30 protein-coding genes are annotated in these 19,183 nt (G+C 59.1%); 22 read left to right on the plus strand and 8 right to left on the minus strand.

Annotated elements, in window-relative coordinates; genetic code table 11:
* Positions 1 to 138, plus strand: a 138-nt coding sequence (locus B7L68_RS06785; protein ID WP_255408310.1) for an acyl-CoA dehydrogenase family protein, incomplete at its 5' end; no start/stop codon positions are given.
* A 7-nt stretch (positions 139 to 145) separates the two neighbouring features.
* Here the strand turns inward: B7L68_RS06785 and B7L68_RS06790 are convergent.
* On the minus strand, positions 146 to 352 hold the full coding sequence (locus B7L68_RS06790) for a hypothetical protein (RefSeq protein ID WP_081246953.1): 207 nt from the start codon (positions 350 to 352) through the stop codon (positions 146 to 148).
* 53 nt (positions 353 to 405) lie between these two features.
* On the opposite strand from B7L68_RS06790, the gene B7L68_RS06795 reads away from it, so the two are divergent.
* Positions 406 to 1,386 carry a hypothetical protein gene (locus B7L68_RS06795; RefSeq protein ID WP_081246927.1) on the plus strand — a complete coding sequence of 327 codons (981 nt, stop codon included), beginning with the start codon at positions 406 to 408 and terminating at the stop codon, positions 1,384 to 1,386.
* Here B7L68_RS06795 and B7L68_RS06800 read toward each other — a convergent pair.
* A complete protein-coding gene (locus tag B7L68_RS06800; RefSeq protein ID WP_081246928.1) occupies positions 1,349 to 1,744 on the minus strand; it encodes a putative metallopeptidase in 396 nt (131 codons plus the stop codon). The genes B7L68_RS06795 and B7L68_RS06800 overlap by 38 nt on opposite strands.
* A gap of 45 nt (positions 1,745 to 1,789) precedes the next feature.
* Here B7L68_RS06800 and B7L68_RS06805 point away from each other — a divergent pair, with 45 nt between their 5' ends.
* The 3 genes from B7L68_RS06805 to B7L68_RS06815 are packed head-to-tail and all read left to right on the plus strand — an operon-like array spanning position 1,790 to position 4,175.
* Entirely contained in the window at positions 1,790 to 3,655 is a 1,866-nt protein-coding gene (locus B7L68_RS06805; protein ID WP_081246929.1) for a molybdopterin-dependent oxidoreductase, read from the plus strand.
* A 39-nt stretch (positions 3,656 to 3,694) separates the two neighbouring features.
* Positions 3,695 to 3,970 (plus strand): 50S ribosomal protein L44e, encoded by a 276-nt coding sequence (locus B7L68_RS06810; protein WP_081246930.1) that lies wholly within the window; start codon positions 3,695 to 3,697, stop codon positions 3,968 to 3,970.
* 1 nt (position 3,971) lies between these two features.
* On the plus strand, positions 3,972 to 4,175 hold the full coding sequence (locus tag B7L68_RS06815) for a 30S ribosomal protein S27e (protein WP_081246931.1): 204 nt from the start codon (positions 3,972 to 3,974) through the stop codon (positions 4,173 to 4,175).
* On the opposite strand, the gene B7L68_RS06820 is transcribed toward B7L68_RS06815, so the two are convergent.
* Together B7L68_RS06820 and B7L68_RS06825 are read right to left on the minus strand one after the other, a co-directional pair.
* Positions 4,172 to 4,648: a DNA replication initiation complex subunit gene (locus B7L68_RS06820; protein WP_081246932.1), complete on the minus strand. Its 477-nt coding sequence runs from the start codon at positions 4,646 to 4,648 to the stop codon at positions 4,172 to 4,174. The genes B7L68_RS06815 and B7L68_RS06820 overlap by 4 nt on opposite strands.
* Positions 4,649 to 4,691: 43 nt before the next feature.
* Positions 4,692 to 5,660 carry a DNA primase small subunit domain-containing protein gene (locus tag B7L68_RS06825; protein WP_081246933.1) on the minus strand — a complete coding sequence of 323 codons (969 nt, stop codon included), beginning with the start codon at positions 5,658 to 5,660 and terminating at the stop codon, positions 4,692 to 4,694.
* 113 nt (positions 5,661 to 5,773) lie between these two features.
* Between B7L68_RS06825 and B7L68_RS06830 the strand changes: the two genes are divergently transcribed.
* A complete protein-coding gene (locus B7L68_RS06830; protein WP_081246934.1) occupies positions 5,774 to 7,117 on the plus strand; it encodes an MFS transporter in 1,344 nt (447 codons plus the stop codon).
* 9 nt (positions 7,118 to 7,126) lie between these two features.
* Here the strand turns inward: B7L68_RS06830 and pcn are convergent, their stop codons facing one another.
* Together pcn and B7L68_RS06840 are read right to left on the minus strand one after the other, a co-directional pair.
* On the minus strand, positions 7,127 to 7,882 hold the full coding sequence (gene pcn / locus B7L68_RS06835; RefSeq protein ID WP_081246935.1) for a proliferating cell nuclear antigen (pcna): 756 nt from the start codon (positions 7,880 to 7,882) through the stop codon (positions 7,127 to 7,129).
* 42 nt (positions 7,883 to 7,924) lie between these two features.
* On the minus strand, positions 7,925 to 8,254 hold the full coding sequence (locus tag B7L68_RS06840) for a transcription factor S (RefSeq protein ID WP_081246936.1): 330 nt from the start codon (positions 8,252 to 8,254) through the stop codon (positions 7,925 to 7,927).
* Between the two features lie 87 nt (positions 8,255 to 8,341).
* On the opposite strand from B7L68_RS06840, the gene B7L68_RS06845 reads away from it, so the two are divergent.
* The 12 genes from B7L68_RS06845 to B7L68_RS06900 all read left to right on the plus strand — a co-directional run bounded on the left by B7L68_RS06845 (position 8,342) and on the right by B7L68_RS06900 (position 14,794).
* Positions 8,342 to 8,818, plus strand: coding sequence for a 30S ribosomal protein S19e (locus B7L68_RS06845; protein WP_081246937.1), 477 nt, complete (start codon positions 8,342 to 8,344; stop codon positions 8,816 to 8,818).
* Positions 8,818 to 9,147, plus strand: coding sequence for a DNA-binding protein (locus B7L68_RS06850; protein WP_081246938.1), 330 nt, complete (start codon positions 8,818 to 8,820; stop codon positions 9,145 to 9,147). Before B7L68_RS06845 ends, B7L68_RS06850 begins: the two co-directional genes overlap by 1 nt.
* Before the next feature lie 34 nt (positions 9,148 to 9,181).
* On the plus strand, positions 9,182 to 9,337 hold the full coding sequence (locus B7L68_RS06855; RefSeq protein ID WP_081246939.1) for a 50S ribosomal protein L39e: 156 nt from the start codon (positions 9,182 to 9,184) through the stop codon (positions 9,335 to 9,337).
* 23 nt (positions 9,338 to 9,360) lie between these two features.
* A complete protein-coding gene (locus B7L68_RS06860; RefSeq protein WP_081246940.1) occupies positions 9,361 to 9,636 on the plus strand; it encodes a 50S ribosomal protein L31e in 276 nt (91 codons plus the stop codon).
* The gene (locus tag B7L68_RS06865; protein WP_081246941.1) at positions 9,636 to 9,986 is read left to right on the plus strand and encodes a hypothetical protein; all 351 of its coding nucleotides are present in this window, start codon (positions 9,636 to 9,638) and stop codon (positions 9,984 to 9,986) included. Before B7L68_RS06860 ends, B7L68_RS06865 begins: the two co-directional genes overlap by 1 nt.
* A 24-nt stretch (positions 9,987 to 10,010) precedes the next feature.
* Positions 10,011 to 11,231: a helicase C-terminal domain-containing protein gene (locus B7L68_RS06870; protein ID WP_081246942.1), complete on the plus strand. Its 1,221-nt coding sequence runs from the start codon at positions 10,011 to 10,013 to the stop codon at positions 11,229 to 11,231.
* Positions 11,228 to 12,127, plus strand: coding sequence for an ATP-binding protein (locus tag B7L68_RS06875; RefSeq protein ID WP_081246943.1), 900 nt, complete (start codon positions 11,228 to 11,230; stop codon positions 12,125 to 12,127). Before B7L68_RS06870 ends, B7L68_RS06875 begins: the two co-directional genes overlap by 4 nt.
* Before the next feature lie 231 nt (positions 12,128 to 12,358).
* Positions 12,359 to 12,721, plus strand: coding sequence for a DNA-binding protein (locus tag B7L68_RS06885; RefSeq protein WP_081246945.1), 363 nt, complete (start codon positions 12,359 to 12,361; stop codon positions 12,719 to 12,721).
* A 35-nt stretch (positions 12,722 to 12,756) separates the two neighbouring features.
* A complete protein-coding gene (locus B7L68_RS06890; RefSeq protein ID WP_081246946.1) occupies positions 12,757 to 13,758 on the plus strand; it encodes a M48 family metallopeptidase in 1,002 nt (333 codons plus the stop codon).
* The gene (locus B7L68_RS06895; RefSeq protein WP_081246947.1) at positions 13,746 to 14,123 is read left to right on the plus strand and encodes a hypothetical protein; all 378 of its coding nucleotides are present in this window, start codon (positions 13,746 to 13,748) and stop codon (positions 14,121 to 14,123) included. Before B7L68_RS06890 ends, B7L68_RS06895 begins: the two co-directional genes overlap by 13 nt.
* A 37-nt stretch (positions 14,124 to 14,160) precedes the next feature.
* On the plus strand, positions 14,161 to 14,337 hold the full coding sequence (locus B7L68_RS08885) for a hypothetical protein (protein WP_193432483.1): 177 nt from the start codon (positions 14,161 to 14,163) through the stop codon (positions 14,335 to 14,337).
* Positions 14,309 to 14,794, plus strand: a complete 486-nt coding sequence (locus B7L68_RS06900; protein WP_238136365.1) for a hypothetical protein — start codon at positions 14,309 to 14,311, stop codon at positions 14,792 to 14,794. Before B7L68_RS08885 ends, B7L68_RS06900 begins: the two co-directional genes overlap by 29 nt.
* 425 nt (positions 14,795 to 15,219) lie before the next feature.
* Here the strand turns inward: B7L68_RS06900 and B7L68_RS06905 are convergent, their stop codons facing one another.
* On the minus strand, positions 15,220 to 16,296 hold the full coding sequence (locus B7L68_RS06905) for a sugar phosphate nucleotidyltransferase (RefSeq protein ID WP_081246948.1): 1,077 nt from the start codon (positions 16,294 to 16,296) through the stop codon (positions 15,220 to 15,222).
* The gene (locus B7L68_RS06910; protein WP_081246949.1) at positions 16,293 to 16,985 is read right to left on the minus strand and encodes a hypothetical protein; all 693 of its coding nucleotides are present in this window, start codon (positions 16,983 to 16,985) and stop codon (positions 16,293 to 16,295) included. Before B7L68_RS06910 ends, B7L68_RS06905 begins: the two co-directional genes overlap by 4 nt.
* 69 nt (positions 16,986 to 17,054) lie before the next feature.
* On the opposite strand from B7L68_RS06910, the gene B7L68_RS06915 reads away from it, so the two are divergent.
* The 4 genes from B7L68_RS06915 to B7L68_RS06930 all read left to right on the plus strand — a co-directional run.
* Positions 17,055 to 17,264, plus strand: a complete 210-nt coding sequence (locus B7L68_RS06915; protein WP_081246950.1) for a hypothetical protein — start codon at positions 17,055 to 17,057, stop codon at positions 17,262 to 17,264.
* A 107-nt stretch (positions 17,265 to 17,371) separates the two neighbouring features.
* Complete coding sequence (locus B7L68_RS06920) at positions 17,372 to 17,851, plus strand: HIT domain-containing protein (protein ID WP_238136366.1); 480 nt, start codon at positions 17,372 to 17,374, stop codon at positions 17,849 to 17,851.
* Entirely contained in the window at positions 17,842 to 18,891 is a 1,050-nt protein-coding gene (locus tag B7L68_RS06925; protein ID WP_081246951.1) for an ATP-binding protein, read from the plus strand. The genes B7L68_RS06920 and B7L68_RS06925 overlap by 10 nt, the downstream gene beginning before the upstream one ends.
* The coding region (locus tag B7L68_RS06930; RefSeq protein ID WP_081246952.1) for a twitching motility protein PilT at positions 18,888 to 19,183 on the plus strand (296 nt) is incomplete at its 3' end. The genes B7L68_RS06925 and B7L68_RS06930, both read left to right, overlap by 4 nt.

Genomic DNA, 19,183 nt, shown 5'->3' on the forward strand with positions numbered 1-19,183 from the left:
GAGGGCGGCTACGGCTACAGCAAGGACAGCAAGGCGGAGATGTTCTACAGGGACGCCAAGATCCTGGAGATCGGCGAGGGCACCAACGAGATCATGAAATACGTCATCTACAAACAGATAGAGAAGGCCTTCGCTTGATCGGGCCCTAGTCGGTCGTCTGCGCTATCACATCGATCAGCTCCTTCGGGCACATGTCCGCCATCATGGACTCGGCCTTCTTGCCCACTGCCTCGGTGACAAGGCCCGACTTGTGGAGCTTGACCAGCTGATAGAGGGTCCTGCACGCCATGGTCTTCTCAACGCCGAATTTTTCGACAGCCGCCCTAAGCTTCTCGTCGGCTATGTAGTACATGCCCATACCCCCTCCGCGTGCTTAAAAACTAAAAAGATGTTCCGCGGACGTCCATGTGGTACAGAATAGGTCGAGGGCCCACTAGGGATTACTACTACGCCAACGTCGATCTGATCAGGGCCTCGCAGATATCCATGGCGGCGTCCTTCGCGTTGTTCATGGCCGGGCTCGCGGCTCCGGGCCTTTCCGACCTAGTGCACGGCGAGTTGATGACCATGGGGCTCCTCTCGTTCTACCTCTCGGTCATGTACCTTCAACACCCCGCCTTCACGAACTCCATGCCGAAGAGGCCCTTGAGCTACGTCCTCCTCGCCCTGTTCGCTCTGGGGGCGGCCGGCCGTCTGGCGCATATGCCGTTCTCCTGGGCGCCCTTTTCGGCGCTCTACATAGCTCTTTATATCCCCGGCCTCAGGGGAAGGAACGCGCCGCCCAATATATTGACCATGGCGGGTCTCGCCGCGCTGGCGTTCGCCGGCTCCCCGTGGCAGCTCGCCATGTCCTTCCCCGCCGCATCCGCCATGAGCCTCATGCTGCGCGTCGACTCGGCGAAGAGGAAGTTCTCCGTAGGCGTTGCGACGGCCGTAGCCTTCGCGGCCGTATACCTCGCCTCGATCTTCTCGCCCCTGCCGCGGCCGGCCGCGACGGCTCTGGCGTTTGCAGCCTTTCTGGCTGTGGTCAGAGGCGTCTACATATCGCGGGAGCCCTACGCGTGGGGCACCGCCGTGGGCAGGCTCCTGCCCCTGCTGTCCCCGCTGGGCTTCCTGGGCCTCCCCGCAGACCACTTCCTCTACATGGGAATAGCGGTGATAATGTTCAGCCTGTGCATACCCTGGTTCGTCCCGTCGGTGTTCCTAAGGCAGGTGCCGAAATGGCGCAGCCACCTGCCGCTCGTGCCGATAGCCGCCAGCGCCCTGAGGCTGACCGGCGTGGGGCCGTTGGTGGGGATATCGGCGGTTTTGCTGATGGCGGGCGGGGCGTACGCGGCCTACGCGGTGATCAGAGAGAGGGCGTTCCCCCTCGGTCCGCCTCCCTGATCGCCCGGCAGGCCTCCTCCACGCCTCTCGATATGACCTTGAGGTCTCTGCGGAAGGAGGCGTTGTGGGGCCTCAGAGCTCCGCTGGCGGTGCGGGGTATGTGGGCGAGCTCGTGGGCCAGCACCTTGGCCCTCCCCAGGCAGTCGAGCCGCCAGAAAGGATCCAACAGCTCCACCACGTACACGGGCCCGGTCCCCAGCGCCTCCTGCAGAGGCTTGTAGAGGCCCCATATCCTCGCATAGGCCCTCGACCTGGCGCGCGAGCCGACGACGTATATGGGGACCGCCGACAGATGGGGGAGGCCGGAGGCGGCCGCCAGGGCCTTCACGGCCTCTTCGTAGTCGGTTAGCCTGACCATGGCGGCGAGCCGGGAGGATTTATTAAGAATTACCGGAGGTTCCGCGTGGGCGTCGTGGCGTGCACTAGGGATTGCTACGACACGTGCATCTTCGAGCCCGTGACCTCGGGCGGAGGCCTCGCCGATCTGAGGCCGGTCAAGTGGTTCCCGGTCCTCGGCTTCACCTGCCCCAGAGGCAGGGCCGACGTGAGGCGGCTCCGCTCGGCGAGGAGGGTCAAGAGGCCTTTGATGAGGAGGGAGTCGGGCTTTGTCGAGGTGGATTGGGGCAGGGCGGTGGCCGAGCTGGCGGGCAGGCTCAAGGCGGCGGACCCGCGCAGAGTTGTCCACGTCGAGTACGACGGGAATCAAGGCCTCCTGACTTGGTACTATCCAGCGCGTTTGTTCAACGCCATAGGCGCCGCGTCGACGGACTACTCCATATGTAGCGCTGAGGGCCACGCGGCGCTTAAGCTCCATTGGGGCCGATCGTGGGGCATGTTGCCGGAGGAGCTCGCCGGCGCCAGGGCCGTGGTGTTCTGGGGGGTCAACGCGGCGGTGAGCTTCATACACGGGTGGGCGGTCGCCAAAAGGGCCGGCGCCAAGATCGCCGCGGTCGACGTGGCCCCCACCGAGACGTTGAAATCGGCGGATCTGCCGATCTTGGTGAAGCCGGGCACAGACGTCGTCTTGGCCCTCGGGGTAGCGGGGGAGCTAATACGGAGGGGGCTGTACGATGCCGATTTCGTGAGGCGGTATACCTACGGCTTCGAGGCCTTTTCCGAATACGCGACGCGCTTCGGGCCCGAGGTCGTGGAGGCGGAGACGGGCGTGGGCATGCGGGCCTTCGAGGCGCTCGTCGAGCTCTACGCAAGGGGGGCCAAGACCGTGATAGGCTTCTCTCTGGGCAGGACCCTCAACGGCGGAGATGCCGTAAGGGCGATATCGTTGATACACGCGCTTCTGGGCGACCCCCTGGGCTTCTTCTACTCGAACTCGGGGGCCTGGGGCATAGACTTCGACTACCTCCGGGGCCTACACGCCGGCGGGCCGTCCTGGGTGGTGCCCATGGGCCTTCTGGGCGGCGCCGTGGATAAATTCGACGTGATGTATGTATGGAACTCGAACCCGGTGATGACTCTGCCGCAGGGCGATAGGATATGCGGGGCGGCGCAACGCGGCGATCTATTCCTTGCGGTCCACGAGATAGTGCTCAACGAGACCGCCCAATGCGCCGACCTGGTGCTCCCGGCCCCCACGTACCTCGAGAAGGACGACGTGATCTACAGCTATTGGCACAACCTGCTCGTCTACAACAAGGCGGCGGCGCAACCCATTGGCGAGGCCAGGCCGGAGCACTGGGTGGTTAGGGAGGTCGCGAGGGCCATGGGCCTCGAGGGGCACGTCCTGATCGCCGAGGACCCCTGGGCCGCGGTGGATAGGGCCTTGAGGCCTGCAGGCATGGCTCTGGTCGAGCTCAAGGCCAGAGGCGCGGTCCCCCTGAGGCGCGGCGACCCGCTCCGCTTCGACACGCCGAGCGGCAAGCTCGAGTTCTACAGCCTCTCCGCCGAGAGGAGGGGCGCGAGCCCTCTGCCGTCCTACGCGAGGCCGGCCGCCGGATATGTCTTGACCTTCACCTCGGAGCCCATGCACACCAACACGCAGTTCTTCGAGGAGTACGGCGCTCCGCCGCCCGTCGTCTACGTGAACCCCGAGGACTTCAGGGGCGAGCACGCCTGTCTGGAGAGGGGGGGCGCGTCCATCAGGGTCAGGCTTGTGGCCGACCCCGACGTCCCGCGCGGCGTGTTGTTGATGAGGGGGATCCCGAAGGACGCCGAGGGGAGGCCCGTCAACGCTCTGGTGGACGGGACGCCGAATCCCTACGGAGGGACGCCGAGGATAAACACGACGGCGGTGGACCTCCGCCCGTGCTAGCCGGCGCAACGTTTTTAAGCTGGGCATGTCTGGCGGGGCATGCGCTTTCCTAAGAAGGTGATGGCGTACTGCCCCAGATGCGACACGTATACGGAACACGCCGTGTCGATGTACCACCAGGGGAAGAGGCGGGAGCTGTCTGAAGGCCAGAGGAGGTACAACCGGAAGCTCAAGGGCTACGGATCGTCGCCTAAGCCGAAGCAGAAGAGGTTCGCCAAGGTCAACAAGAAGATAACGCTCGTGCTGACCTGCTCCAAATGCGGCTATAAGCTCCACAAGACGCTCGGGAGGATGAAGAGGGTGGAGCTGGTCTGACATGCCGCCCCGGTTCTCCAAGGTGTTGATACCTCAGCCGAGGACCAAGTTCCTGAGGATACGGTGCCCCGACTGCGGCAACGAGCAGGTGGTGTTCAGCCACGCCTCGATGGTCGTCAGATGTCTCGTCTGCGGCAGGGTCTTGGTCCAGCCGACCGGCGGCAGGTCCCAGATATTGGGCAATATAGTCAGGTCGCTCGACTAGATCGGTCGAAACCGCCTCACGACGCCCTTCGCCTCGAGCTCCCTGGCGTCCTCCGTGGGCATCTTGGCGAGGTCTCCCCTGTTGAACGGCCCTATCTGTTTGAAGTCCGAGGTCGATATCATGGGGAACTTGTCTAGGAACACCACTATCTCGTATCTGCCGGACGTCCTCGACGGCATCTCCATGGTCCTCTTGAGGGATCCCCACAGCCTCTCCTCCTCGGCGGTCAGGTCGCGGGGCTCTCTGCCTTGGTACAGCTCCATGGCGATCTTCCTAACCCTGATCTCTATTATCGAGGCCAAGGCCCTGGCCATCTGGGTCCTCAGGCCCTCCTCCAACGCCGGCGGCAGCGCGGTCCTTTTCAGCTCCTCGTTCAACCTGTTGACCAGCTCCGCGTAGGACGGAGCCGGCGGCTTGGCCAGAAGCTTGGAGTTCATCTCGGCCTCGAGCCACGCGTAGATCTCGCCTAGCACGAAACATCTTGACCTATTTAATAAATCCTCCCCGCGCCCTCCTTCAACCTCCGTAGCTCCGCCGCCCCCGGACGTCTCTGCCGCCCTCGATCTGCAGCTCGGCCTTGCCCTGCAGATAGAGATATATCGCTATGTAGGTCGGCACTACGGCCTCCTCGCGGCCTATCTCGAGGCCGAGGACCTCCCCCACGGGCTCCTTGAGCCTCACGGAGACCTCGCCCTTCCTGAAGGCCAGAGCCCTCTCCACTATGGACTCGGCGTCTCGGTCCAGGTCGGAATAGGACAGGGGGATCGCGGCGAAGCCCGTCTTGTTGTTGAGGGAGCCCGGCGCTCTGATGAGCCTATGCACGTCGGTGGTCACCACCTCGTCTATCCTTATGGAGTAGCTCCCGTCGTCGAGACCCCGCATGAGCCTCGCCAAACTCCCCAGAGGCTCCTCGGCGTAGAGCTTGACGACCCTCCTCCCGACCCTCGCCTCCAGCTTGGACAGGTCTAGATTGCGGCCGACGAGAAAGTCCACGAGCCTTCTGCGCTCGCCTGCGTCAAGCCCCCTCACCTCGTCGGACCTGACGTGGACGTGGAACCCCCTATGGCCCGAGTAGACGGGCAACCCCTCGAGGCCCAGCTCGTTCCTCAACGCGTCGAGGAGCTTCAACGCCTCCTCCCTCGCGTCCTCGAGACATCTGTAGTTGAGGAGCTCCATCCCTCTGCAGCTGGGCGTGTCGAGATGGTCGCCGTCTATGTCGAACACCAGATCGGCGCCCAGCCACCCCTTGGCGTCCATATCCCTCTCGTCCGGCCTCTCGTAGAGGGCCGCCGAATAGTAGAGCCCCAGCGGCGGCCTCTCGACGCAGAAGGACTTCAGCTCCTCAGCCGACTTGAACGATCTATGCCTCACCATGACGCCGTCCGGGGCCAGATAGCCCACCTCCCGCCTCTCTATCTCCGGCACGTCGAGGCTCGCGCCTCTGTAGTAGTTCCTGAACAACGCCTCGAGGAACCTCGCGGCCACGTCCAGAGCGCCGCGGCGGTATAAAAATAGTTGACGTAATATCGACCTCGGAAGGCGACATAGCTACAATACCATTTAGAATAAAATATTTATAACCATATATTCCCAGATCTATGGTTCAATGGTCCTCGGAACACTATAAATGGCCTCCTAAGGCGGCCAACGCCATTTTTTCGCAATTTCTGGGCTTCTTCCTGGACGCCTACGACCTGACCTTCGTGACCGCCATGACGTCGACCTTAGCCTTTGTCTTACTGCCTAAGTCGCTTTCCCAGGAGGTGATCGGCTACTTCTTGACCTTGGTGGGTTACTCGTTCACCTTGATAGCGAGGCCGGTCGGAAGCGCTATCTTCGGCAATCTTGCGGACAAATGGGGCCGGCGGGACACGTTGATGGTAACCATAGTGGGCTACTCCACGGCCAGCGCGCTGACCGCGGCGATACCCACGTACGACCAAGTGGGCTGGGCCGCCTTCTGGATATATTCAGCGCTCAGGTTCGTGCTGGGCATCTTCGTTGGAGGCGAATACGCGGCGGGCCACCCCTTCGCCATGGAGTACTCCGCCCCCAGGTGGAGGGGCATGACCAGCGGCATAGTCCAGGGGGCATTCAGCTGGGGGACCGCGTTAGGCGCCTTCGTGGTCACCGCCTTCACGGCATACTTCGGGCAGGCCGCCATGCAGGCCTACGCCTGGAGGTATGTATTCCTCACCGGGCTGATACCGGCCGTCGTCGCTCTCTACATAAGATTCGCCATGCCCGACACGCCGGTGTTCTCCGAGACGAAGAAGAAGGGCAATCTGGAGAAGGTGCCTTTCTTCAGCCTGTTCAGACCGCCAGCTCTCTGGACCTTCCTGTCGGTCTTCGTGTTCATGACCGGCCTCTTCTTCAGCAGCTACTCCCTCTTCGACTTCGCCACGGGCATCTTGACTAGGGCCGGGTTAACCCAGGGCGCGGCCAGCTACTACTACGCCATCTCCGGCGTGGCGGCCGCCGTAGCGGCCACCCTGTGGGGCCTGTCCTCCGACTTTCTGGGCAGAAGGAAGGCCTTGGTCGTAGCCGGAATAGTCTCCGCGGTCCTCGCGGTCCCCTCGTTCTATATATGGTACCTCGGCGCGGCTAACAACGACGTCGCCCTGCTCTACCTCGGCGCAGTCCTCGCCGGCTGGCTGACCCAATGGCCCTGGGGCCTGGTCCCCGTATATCTCTCCGAGCGTTTCGCCACGCAGAGGAGGGCCAGCGGCGTCGGCTTCGGCTATTCCTCGGGCATATTCATAAGCGCGTGGATGCCGCTCTACTCCATACCTCTGTTCGATCTCTTCAAGCCCATAGAGGGCGAAAACATATGGATGATAGCCGCGTTCTGGCTTATTCTCGCCGGAGTCGTATACGGCATAGCGGCAGCCCTGGGGCCTGAGACCATAGGGACGGACCTAGCGAGCGCGCAGGAGAAATAGCGTTTTTCCCTACTGCTCTATATGGGGCGCCACGAAGTAGGTCAATTTGCCTCCCGCCGGTATGTCGAACGTCAGGGATATGGGCTTCGCCGTGGCTAGCTCTATGGACACTATGTCGCTGACCTTGGAGGCCCTGCCCGCTATGTCCACGAGGTACTCCAGGGAGAAGGTGGCGCTGGCCGGCTCCTTGACGTCGAATTCGTAGACCAGCTCTCCGCCCTTGTCCAGCTTGACCTCTACCTCGCCTCTGTCGCTCGACGCCCTGATGTAGAGGGCCTCCTCATCCACGTCGAACTTGACCGAGTCGGCGACCGCGTCCGCGTCTCTCAGCGCTTGGTTGAGCACGTCGCTGGCCGTCTTGACCGCGGCGGTGTAGACGACCTTGGGCGTGGGGAGCTCCTCCGCAGCGGTCTCGATCAGCGGGAGCGTGATGGAGCGGATGGACTTGCCTATCAGCTTGACTCTAAGCTTCGACTCCTCGATCTCTATAGATATCTTGTCGCCCTTCTTGAGCCTCCTGAGGAGCTTCCTGAAGTCCTTGAAGTTTATCCCCATCTTGACCTCGGACTGGAGCTCCGGATACTCCTCGAAGCCCTCCTTGGGTATGAACAGATCCACCATGGCGGTCCTCGAGGGGTCCAGCGACCTCAAGGCGAGGCCGTCCTGCCGGAAGACGAACGCAGCCTCCTCGACCAGCACCGCTATGGAGTCGAGGATGTAGGACCACTCCTTGGCGTCCGCATACGTGATGGTGTACTTCGCCATGTGCGCAGTTGCGTCGCCAAATATAAGCTTTGGCTTGTAATATCAGGCGTATTCCCTCCAGGTGTATCCGCACCTGGTGCATCTATAGAAACGGGTGGGGGGCTCGTCGGCAGCCCTCGTCTGTTGGACCCAGACGTAGGCCTCCTCGTTGCCGCACTTGGGGCATACGGCCTTGGTCTTGGGGAGGGTCTCCGCCACGGCGTCCGCGACGAGTATCTCGTTCCTCCTCTCGACGGCGGATTTAGACCTATAGGCCGACCTGGCGGCGTCGTTTATGGGCTCCTCGTAGCCGCATTTAGGGCAGCGCAGCACAGCGGCTGAGCCCTTCCTGACGGGCATCAGCAACGAGCCGTCGTTGGGACAAAAACGCATGGCCCCGCTATCGGAACGCCCTATAAAAATCTTTTGCCGGGCCGGGGCCGGGGAAAAGCTTTAAATAGGCCGGCTAGGGGCGGTGACGTGGTTTCGGTTAAGGACGTGCCCGCGGATCTGTTGATCAAGGAGCTCGCCGCCTACCTAAAGACCAACGTGGCCCAGGTGAAGCCGCCCGTATGGGCCGCCTACGTGAAGACGGGCGCCAATAAGGACAGGCCGCCCATGGACGACGACTGGTGGTACGTGAGGGCTGCGTCGATAGTCAGAAGGCTCTACCTGGACGGGCCCGTCGGGCTGTCTAGGTTGAGGACCTACTACGGATATAGGGCGAAGGTCGGCTGGGGGGCGAGGAGCAAGAGGACCAGGAGGGCCGGCGGCGCCGTGATAAGAAAGGTGCTCCACCAGCTGGAGCAGGCGGGCATCGTGGCGAGGACTAAGAGGGGGCGGGTCGTCACGCCCGAGGGGCGGTCGCTCGTGGATAGGATAGCCACCAGGGTAGCGAAGGAGCTCGTCAAGGGCAGGCCGGAGTTGGCCAAATATCTGGCTCCGCCCAAGGAGTGATGGCCGCCGAAGGCGGCGACGAGGAGCTCGAGAGGTTGCGCGAGAAGAAGCTGAAGGAGATGCAGGAACAGGCGGAGGCTCGGAGGAGGGCGGAGGAGTTGGCGGCCCAGAGGCGGCTTGCCTTGAAGAGGATATTGACGCCTGAAGCTCTCGCGCGTCTGGACAACCTCAGGATAGTGAGGCCTGAGCTGGTCGAGGCCTTGGAGCAACAGCTCATCTCCCTGGCGGCCAGCGGGAGGGTTAAGCTCCCGATAACCGACGAGGACCTCAAGGATATTTTGGCCCAGATATACGAGAAGAGCAGGAAGGAGTACAGATTCCGTTTTTAGGAAATCTTTAAAAAGGGCCCGCGCGGACGGAGGCATGGCGCGCAATAAGGCGTTGGGGAGGAAGCTCAGGCTCGCGGCCGCCTTGAGCTCCAACAGAGATCCCCCAGCCTGGGTCAGAATTAAGACCAAGAACAGGGTGACCAGGTCCCCCGCCAGGCGGTACTGGAGGCGGGCTAAGCTCAAGGCTTAAAAAGGTGGTTCTTGCGGTGGGCCATGTCTGAGGAGGCCAAGGTCGTGGCGTCGAGGGAGTATAGGATCAGTCTCCGCAGATCCTACTGGGCGGCCCGCACCCGGAGGGCCAAGAGGGCCATCGGCATAATCAGGGAGTTCGCCGCGAGGCACATGAAGGCGGAGCCGGGCAAGGTGAGGATAGATCCCGCCGTCAACGCCGCGGTTTGGTCCAGAGGCAGAGAGGCGCCGCCTCGCTATATAGACGTGGTGGTGGAGAAGAGGGAGGACGGCGTCGTCGTGGTGAAGCTCAAGCGATAATGGACCCCCTCAAGGCGCTGCGGTACCGGTTCGTCAGATACTGCATAAATAGGGCGTACGTCAATATAGATATATCGAACAAACCTGCTGAGTTCGTCAACCTGCTTGACGACGTGGTCGACGAGCTTAGAGATCTGGAGCACGTGCTCTCCGAGGATCCCGGCAAGGTGGAGCAGGTTCTGACGGGCGACCTCATGGATAAATATAGAGTCCTGAGGGAGAGGGATAGGGAGGTCGCAAGGGCGCTGTTCGCCGGGATTCTCCGCAACTGCCTCGATCTGGAGGAGATTTCCGAGAGCAAGCTCGGCGAGACCATTAGGCGCTTGCTCGCGGAGATAGAGAGGTCGTAGGTGTTCTAAAACTGCCTGCCCTACGTGGGGATATTGCTCCAAGCTCCGCCTGGCTTCGGGAAGAGCAGGAGGCTCGCCAGGATAGCCGTCGAGTCGGGCGGGAGGGCCCTCTTCTTCGTCAGGTCGCACCTAGAGGCGTGGCAGATTTACTCATATACGGCGGCCTACGGCGGAGGCGCCGCCCTCATGTTCGGGAGATCTGCCCTCTGCAAGTTCGGCGCAAGGACGGCGGCCGACTGCCTGTCGCTCCGCGAAAGGGGAATATGTAAAGCTAAATATAGATATATAAATAAAAGGTTTCTCAAAATAGACGATATATATGATGCCGGGGTTTGCCCGTATGAGTATCTACAGGCGGTGGGACGCCAGAGCAGAATCGCAGTTTTGCCCATATCCTACCTCGAAAGCCAGGAATACCTCTCGTCCATCGTCGACCTGCTGAGGGAAAGCGATCTGGTGATAATCGACGAGGCCCACAACCTTCTGCTCCACGACCTAGCCGTCGAGAGGGATCCCCCTTCCGACAAGATGTGCGATCTCGGCGCCCGTCGTTGCGTCTTGTTGCCGATAGTGGGGGAACTGCTGAGGGGGAGAAACGCGATATTGGCGAGCGCGTCGATAACCAGCCCTTTTTCCGATATATTTATTAAATTTCTTAACTTAAAATATATAAACTATGATAATGTATTTTTCGATAATTTAATAATAGATATATATCCAATAAAGATAAGATATATAAATAGAATGAATAAATCAACCATATTATTAATTAAAAGGATATTAAAAAATATTTTTAATAATTATCATAAAATATTGATGTTCGTCCCAAATAAAGAAATATATGAGTACTATATAGATAATTTTAAAGAGTATCCCGTATCGGATAGGCCGCTGGGAGACGTCCCCCATGTGGTCATGACGTATTTCGGCAGCCCTCTTGCGGAGGGCGTGAACGTAGATGCGGACGCCGCCATCCTCGTCGGGTTCCCCATACCTAACGTGAAGGACGGCTGGCTGAAGGCCAAGATGCGGATCATCGACGGGTTGGGTTTCTCCGGCTTTAAACACGTGTTGCTCTTCTCGGCCGTCAGCAATTCGGTGCAGGCGATGGGCAGAGTCATGAGGGACCTGGAGAGGCGGGAGAAGTACGTGGCGGCTATCGACGACAGGTTCTGGAGGTATCGGTGGGCCATGCCGAGGTGGTTCGCCAACTCGGCGGTATTAAGAGATGCGCCGGGCTCATGATCGACGCCGCGCTGGTCGCCCTACTGTCGCTGGCCCTTGCCGCATATCTCTGGAGAAACGGCGAGGTGTTTATAGGCATAGGCTCCACCGGCGCCGTCTATCTGCCTCTGGACAAACATGTGACTATAATAGGGCCTACCCGATCCGGCAAGACGACCCTCGCGCGGAAGATCGCCAGACGTAGCGGCAGAAAGGCGCTCGTCATCGACTGGAACGGCGAGTACGGCATAGGTCCCAAGATACGGGCATCGAGGCTGAAACTAAATATATCAAGTTTAAATAAAAAAATTCTTGCAGAATTAATAGGTATTTCGTTGAATCTAAATGAGCCATCAATTTATTTTCTATATAGATCTATAAAGGACCAAAAGATAGAGAGGCCGAGGGATCTGCTGGAGGCGATCGACTCATACCTGACGACCACGAAGAGTGAAACCGAGATGAAGGCAGCGATACTGCGGAGGCTAGAATATATACTAGATGCCATGGATAAAGGCAAAATTCCTCTTGAGTTCATTATTAAATATAATGGAAATTTAATTATTGACCTATCCGAATTATCATTAGTAGAAGAAAAAATATTAATAATATCATTAATTTTAACATTTATATATAATAAATTTAGAAATAAACCAATAACAAAAGATATAAAATTACTATTAATTATCGATGAGGCCCAAAATATAATTGGCCTAAATATAATAAGGCATATAATCACCGAAATGGCGAAATACGGCATAAGGGTAGTGATGGTGACCAACGTGATACCTCCTGAAGACATACTGGCTCATACTAACATCGTGCTTGTTAAACCACATATTTCATATAGATTTAATATAAATAATTCGTCGATTATAATAAATGATAAAATAATTAAAATTTATAAATTTATTTAATATGGGAAAAGATGAGGAAATGATAAAAAGGGTCGCCGCCGCGTTGAGGGCGTTAGGCGTCGACGTCAAAGAGCTAGAACCCTGCGAAATTTATTTTAATTATCTAAATTATAAATTGTCATACATAGAAAGGACTGTCTATGAAATAAGAGAGAAAATAATATTTATAGAAAAATTAAAGTATTTAAATAGAAAAGAAATGCATAAATAAGAGGTGAATTCTGATGATATATGGAAGGCTTTCGTACAATTTACAGATATTCCGATAAGCTCGATTCCTATGTGATAAAAAGGATCACCATACAGTTTTTGCAGGATCAAACGAAAAATGCAAAGGGTAATCTTATAACATTTAGGCCATCTAAGATAGCCCAGGACTTAAGTATATACAGCCGGAAGGACATACGGGCCAAGACCGTCATGATAAGGGGCTTTCTAGACGAGCTGGTACATCGCGGATACATCGCTGTGATTAAACGCAGCGCGCGGGGCAAAGTCTACGGGCTCTATCGAACGGGCAAGCTCTGGGATCTCCTGGAGAGGTACGAGACGGATAAGGTCCTGGAGATCCTGGAGTCGGAAAAACTACAGTAATCGCCGCCAATATATTACGGTTTTCGCCCCTCTTCGTGTATATCGACTTGAGCGACCAGTGGAGAAAGCTGGGCTTGGGCTCGAGGCTGGAGGTGAGGGACGGCGTCATATTGGCCGACGGCGAGCCCATAGACGTGGATAGGCCCAGACTCCGTAGCTTGAAGGCGCGCGCGGCGTATCTCCTATATCTGCGGGAGCTCGTCAGAGACGATAGACACAACGTCGCCATCATCGGGGCCTGGAGATCCGGCAGGCTGGTCGAGCCGCCCGAGGTTAAGATGAGCTCCATATTTCTATTCCTTCCATTCATCATCTCAGTACCGCCGGCCCTACTGCTACACCACCTATCTCTGCAGCTGGCGATGGGGGTCTCCGCCATCATCGCAAGCTATATTATTTTATTTTTGTATCTAAAAAATAAATGTATTAAAATAGATTATATAACAATTATAAAAACAAAATACAAAGATATAGAATTTCTCAAGAGGAACAAAAAGCAGATTTTAGAGAACCCCGCCGTCCTTGGGGACTACGAGGCCTATCACTTCAAGGCCAGAGGCTTGTGCGTGGTTAAGGACCGCTCGGCCAACGCCATATCCTTCGAGACGCCCTTCGGTAGCCTGATTCTAGCCACCACAGGCCTCCTGGCGAGGTTGAAGCCCGAGGAGATAGAGGCCGCCTTGAGGCACGAGGAGGGCCATATTAAGCTCCACCATATGTATAAAATACTTATATTTTTAATAAGCGAATTTATTCTAAGATCATATTTAATTAATTATATATATACTAATATATCTCTTTATTTAATAGGGATACATCTGGTGGGCGCATCTCTGCTCTACACGGCGCTGCTGCGCCTCTATGAATACGAGGCGGACAGATACGCCGGGTCTAGACATCTGGCCACAGGCCTGCTGAAGATCGGGTGGAGCGAGGTCGTGGAGGAGGTATTATACCCGGCCTATTCGCGCCTGAGGTTCTTAGTTAAGACACACCCTAATACGTTGGATAGGGTGCTGAGAATATGGACTTGGTGAGGGACCTCGCCAGAGCCCTGAGGGATCTGGACAGAGCGGCGCAGCGCTACGGCGACGAGGAGCTGAGCGAGGCCGTGGCGAGGCTCATGAAGGAGCTGGGCGCCGTGGTTGAGGTGCTCGGGAAGCTGGCCGACGTGCATGAAGAGCTGGATATGCTGGTCAGGGGCGTCCTGAGGCTCGATTCGCCGGCAATAGCCGAAGTGGAGCTGAAAGACGGCGAGGACATCTCCTCGTTCATGGAGCGGTGTAGGGAGGCCGGCGCCGACCCCAACAGGGCGCTCGCCTATCTCCTGGCCACGGAGAGGGCCAAGCTCGTCAAGGACGGGGGGAGGGTCGTCTTGAGGCTTGTCGGCAGGAGGACGTAGCCAAAATTTTAAATAGGATCGCCAACGGGCGATTCTCGTGGTCTACCCCATAAAGACCTTGATGATGGGCCGATGCAGCAGGTGCGGCAGGAGGCTCTACCTATACGAGGATAGATATCTCTGCAAGAAGACCGGCCATCTCTTCTGCGACGTCTGCGCCAGGAAGATGCAGTACAGATGCCCTAATGGCGTCGACCCGCTCGAGAGGCTCTAGGGAGCCTCTGCTCTCAGTGGTGGTGAGCCCCTACGTCGTGTCCATCTCCCTGATAGGCGACGAGGCCGCGTTCTTGATGCAGTACCACAGAGAGACCAAGAGCGTCTATTCCGCCGTGGTCAGCAGGGGACGCGAGGAGAGGATAGACGACGAGGACGTCGCAAGGGCGGGCAGAATCCTGGCGAGGCTCATGTCGCTGATAGCCAAGGCGACGAAGTCCCGGTATTACTCCTACACAGGCCCGCTGCAGGTAGAGGAGAGGCGTCTGGTGTTCAGGCCCTACATATCGCCCACCTCCACCGCGAGGATATACATAGAGGGCCCCCGCATCGCCGCAGATGCCGGCGACGCCTTCAGGAAGAGGATACGCGCGAAGACCGACGTGGAGAATGCGCTACGCGTTATTTTAAATAAAGTCAGAAAGGGCAGTGATGAGGCCAGGCTGGAGGAGGGATGAATGCGGTTAAAAGCGCTGAAGAGCGGGGCGGCGCCTTCGGTTAAGGCACAGTATAGACTTTACAGAAAAGTTTAGAATAGGCCGCGCTCAACGCCCCTCCGCGCCGAGGGCCCACGGCCGGAGGAAAAACGGGGAGGGAAAGGCCGCCCTTACCCCGGCAGAGCTTGAAGCGCCCTGCCTCTCCTTCCTCGCGGCCGCGCCTCGCAGAACCTGCATGTACTCCCTGGCCTTCGCGATACCAGCAGTCCCTTGGGCAGCACGCCTGCCTCGCCTTCATGCAACTACGCCGTCGGGCCCGCGCCCTACCTCCTCCACATCGCGGCCGCCGCCATGCTCGCCGCCTAACCCATTCCCCTTTCCTCCTCCCATATGGGCATTGTCAGCCGGTTCGGTGACAGTGGGTATGGAGGCAGTGATCGGTAGGACTAGGGCAGAGTGGCGCCTTCAGGCACGTCCTCCACGACCTCTCTGTTGGGGCCCACCGACGAGTTCCTCCCCACGGACACCTCATCTCTGACGTAGACGCCGTCGGCGATCACGGCGTCGACCACGCGGACCCACCTCCCTATGTAGCTCTCCTCGCCTATTATGCTGCCCGATATGTGGGAGCCCGGCTCCACCGCCACGCCCCTCATCAACACGCTGTTCCTCACCCTGGAGTACTTCCCCACCCTGGCGCCTGAGCCCAACACCACGTAGGGGCCTATGGAGGCCCCCTCGCCTATCTCCACGCCCTCAGCTATATAGACGGGCGGCGTGATCTCGGCCCCGGCCCTCTCTGCAGCGCCTCCCCACTTGTCGAGGGCGGCGAAGTTGGCCTTAAGATAGTCGGCGGGGGTCCCTATGTCGTGCCAGATGCCCCTATGTATATAGACGTATATATCTTGTTTCTCCAGGAGGGCCGGTATGAGGTCCTTGGCTATTTTGACTTCGCCTCTCCTCCTCGGGATCGCCTTGAGGGCCTCGGCCTCAAACACGTAGACGCCCGCGTTGGCGAGCCGGCTGCCTCCCGGCGGCTCCTTCGGCTTCTCCACGAAGCCCCTCAGCCTCATGGAGTCGTCCACTATCGCTATGCCGTATTTGCTCACGTTTTCGGGCGGCACCTCGACGAAGGCTATCGTGGCCACGCCGCCGTGTTTTTCATGGGCCTTTATGACGGCGGAGTAGTCGATGTCGGTGAACACATCGCCGTTGACCACCAGCACAGGGCCGTCTAGGCTGAGCATATCCGCTATGTACGCCACGGCGCCTCCATCGCCCAGCGGCCTATTCTCCTCGATCACGGCGGCCGCGTCGCTCCACCTCCTCGAGACGTAGTCGCGGATCATGTGGGAAAGATAACGGGCTGACACGACCACGGGGGCTATGCCCCTCACGCCCTCCACAATCCAGTCTATGATCGGCTTGTCCAACACTGGGAAGAGGGGCTTGGGCCTTGTGTAGCTGAGAGGCCTCAGCCTGGTGGCGAAGCCGCCCGCCAGTACGATAACCCGCTCCATCAGGCCCTATACGCCTCTTGGATAAAAAGATTGAGATTTTCCAGGGGACCTATGAACCTCTTGTGTACATTGCCGCCGGACCCTCTGATCACCACAGCCGTGTTGCTCCTCCTGTTTTGGACGTTCATATAGACCTTGACCAATATATATTCGGTGCCGCGCCTAGCCAGTAGCTCCACGGGAAGTAGACCCAGCCTGCAGGAACAAGCCGCCGAGACTTCGCCGAATGCCCTCAAGGACTCCAGGGAGTCCGTCAAGGCCTTGACGTGGCGGGCGTCCGTCCGCGCCGTATTCAGGTGGAGGAGGGAGCCGGCTCTGGAGGCCCCCACCGCCAGCATGCCTGCCTGCCCCCCTATGAGGATCAACCTGTTCCACACGTCGTCCCACCTGCCCAGCTCTCGCCCCTTCACGGCTTGTATCGCGACAGGCCCCCTCCGCATCTTCCTGAGCCCTCCGACGTCCAGCACCTCGGCGTCGCCGTCGACCGCTATGGCCTTTATCAACGACGTGGCGTAGGAGGCTATGACTATGTGAGACCTGATGTTGGCGCCGTCCAGCCCGAGCTCGGCCACCTCCACGCCCTCCAGATCCACGGGGAGGTCGTAGAACTTACCGCCCTCCACGTCGTAAGCCGCGAGCCTCCCGGCCCTACGGCCTATGGCCACCACTGCAGGCGTCTGGAGCGTGAGCACGCGGAATAGTCCGCTTCCCCTTAAATCCGTGATCGTTGCCTAAAAATATGCGGCGGGACGAAACCTACGATGGACCTGAGGGCATTGGCGAAGCTCATTTCCCTCAAGGCCGAGGGCTCGGCGGATCTAGACGAGGTGTTGAGGCAATACGGCATTTCCCTCGATTTCGGCGAGAAGGTAGAGCTGGCGCAGATGCTGTCGGGCGACTTCTCGATAATATACGACATAGTGTCCGATAGATTCATACTGGTCAAGGCCAGACGCGTCGAGCAGAGCTGAGCCGGCCGCGGGGCGCCCATCCGCGCATCCCCCGGTCCGCGGGCTGGCCGGAGGGCCTAGGGGGCGGCGCCTCGAAAAACCTATAAAGGCGTTGGGTAGAGCGGCAGGTGGGAGCGTTTCGCGTGGTCTTGACGCCGTGGAGGTATAGATACATCGTGTCAGGGGAGAGCAGGAGGGGGTGCTTCTTCTGCGAATATATAGGGAGGCCGGAGGCGGACAGAGACAACCTGGTGTTCTTCAGAGGCAGGTACTCGATAGGCCTCTTGAACAAATATCCCTACATGTGGGGCCACGTGATGGTGGCTCCCTATAGGCACGTGGGCGATCTGGAGGAGCTGGACGACGAGGAGCTCGCCGGCTTGCTGAGAGAGGCCTTCCTCGTGAAAAACGCCGTGGTGGCGGCCGCCGGGTGTGGAGACGTCTTGGTGGGCATAAACGTGGGCAGGGCGGCCGGCGCCGGCGTGGAGTCCCACCTCCACATACACATAATACCTAGGTGCAGGGAGATAGCTCCCGACACGCCTCAAGAGGAGCTGGACGAGATGCTGAAAAGGTATAGGGACGAGCTTGCGAGGCTATGGAGCTGAGGCGGCTCTGCGCCCGTAACTTCAGGGCGTTGGACCGCTGCGTGGATCTAGAGGGCCACGTCCTTCTCTTCGGCCCGCCGAACTCTGGTAAGACCTCCCTCCTCGAGGCGCTCTCCATGCTGATGCAGAGCAGAGGCGAGCAGTGGATCCTGCTCGAAGGGCCTCTGCTGATAATCCATGAGGCCGAGGACGTGCATAGAGGCGGCGACACGTCGACGCCGTTCACCATAGAGGCCCACTGGGCCCTCGAGGGCGGCCTATACGGCTACAGCTACTCCTACGCCACCAAGGGCGGATACGTCGAGCAGGCCGTCTACGAGAACTTCCGGCAGCTTCTGCGCGTGGCGAAGAGCGGCCAGAGGGGCAGGGTGGTGTACCCCGAGGGCCTGGACGCGGAGCTCTGCGCCGCGCCCTACGCGGTCTTGAACGAGGACGTCCTGATACCCTGCGGCCAGGTCGACGACGAGGTCTTCAGGAGGGCTGAGAGGATCCTGCTCGACCTGAGGGTGGGGCTGAAGGACGCCTACTACTTCATAAGCGGCAGGAGGCTGGCGGCGTGGAAGTACACCTACGAGACCCATGTGGATCTTCTGCCGGCGACGAGCGTAGGGCCCGAGGGGCAGTACACCGCCCACCAGATCTCGCGGATCTTGTCGCAACCGCAGTTCGAGCCGCTTAGGGACCACCTCTACGGCCTCCTGAAGGCCGCCGGGATAGACGACGTAAGGGTGGGGCTGGTGTCCACGGGGAGGATAGCCATGTACGTCAAGGCCGGCGGCGCGTGGACCAACGCGTATAACGTCGGCAACTTCACCAAGGCCGTTCTGCCCGTCTTGACGCAGCTCATACTCTCCAACGGAGGGAGCGTGGTGGCCATCGACGACGTGGATCTCGCCGTGCCTGACAGCTACGCTGAGGGGCTCCTGGCGACGTATCTGGACCTGGCGAGGGAGAAGGGCCTCCAGCTGATCATGGCCGCCAGGTCGGATGCGTTCAGAAGGGCGGCGGAGAAGCTGGGCATATCGGTGGTGGGGCTTTGAGGCTCGTCGTGGACACCTCCTCGCTCATATATCTGGTGGAGCGGAGGGTGGACCCGGCCGCGTTGGCCGAACACGCCGTCTTCACCACCTACGCGGTGCTGGAGGAGCTGCAGACGCTGGCCCGTAGAAGCCGGAAGGCGAGGGTGGCCGTCAAGGTGGCGCGGATGCTTGCTCCCTTCGTCGTCGACGCGGCGGGTCCTGCGGACAGGTCCGTGGTGGAGGCGGCGGGGCGCATCGGCGGCGTGGTGCTGTCGGGCGACGCCGAGGTTGTAGGGGAGGCGAGGAGGAGGGG

Origin of the sequence: Thermoproteus sp. CP80 (genome assembly GCF_002077075.2) — an archaeon.
Taxonomy (GTDB): Archaea; Thermoproteota; Thermoprotei; order Thermoproteales; family Thermoproteaceae; genus Thermoproteus.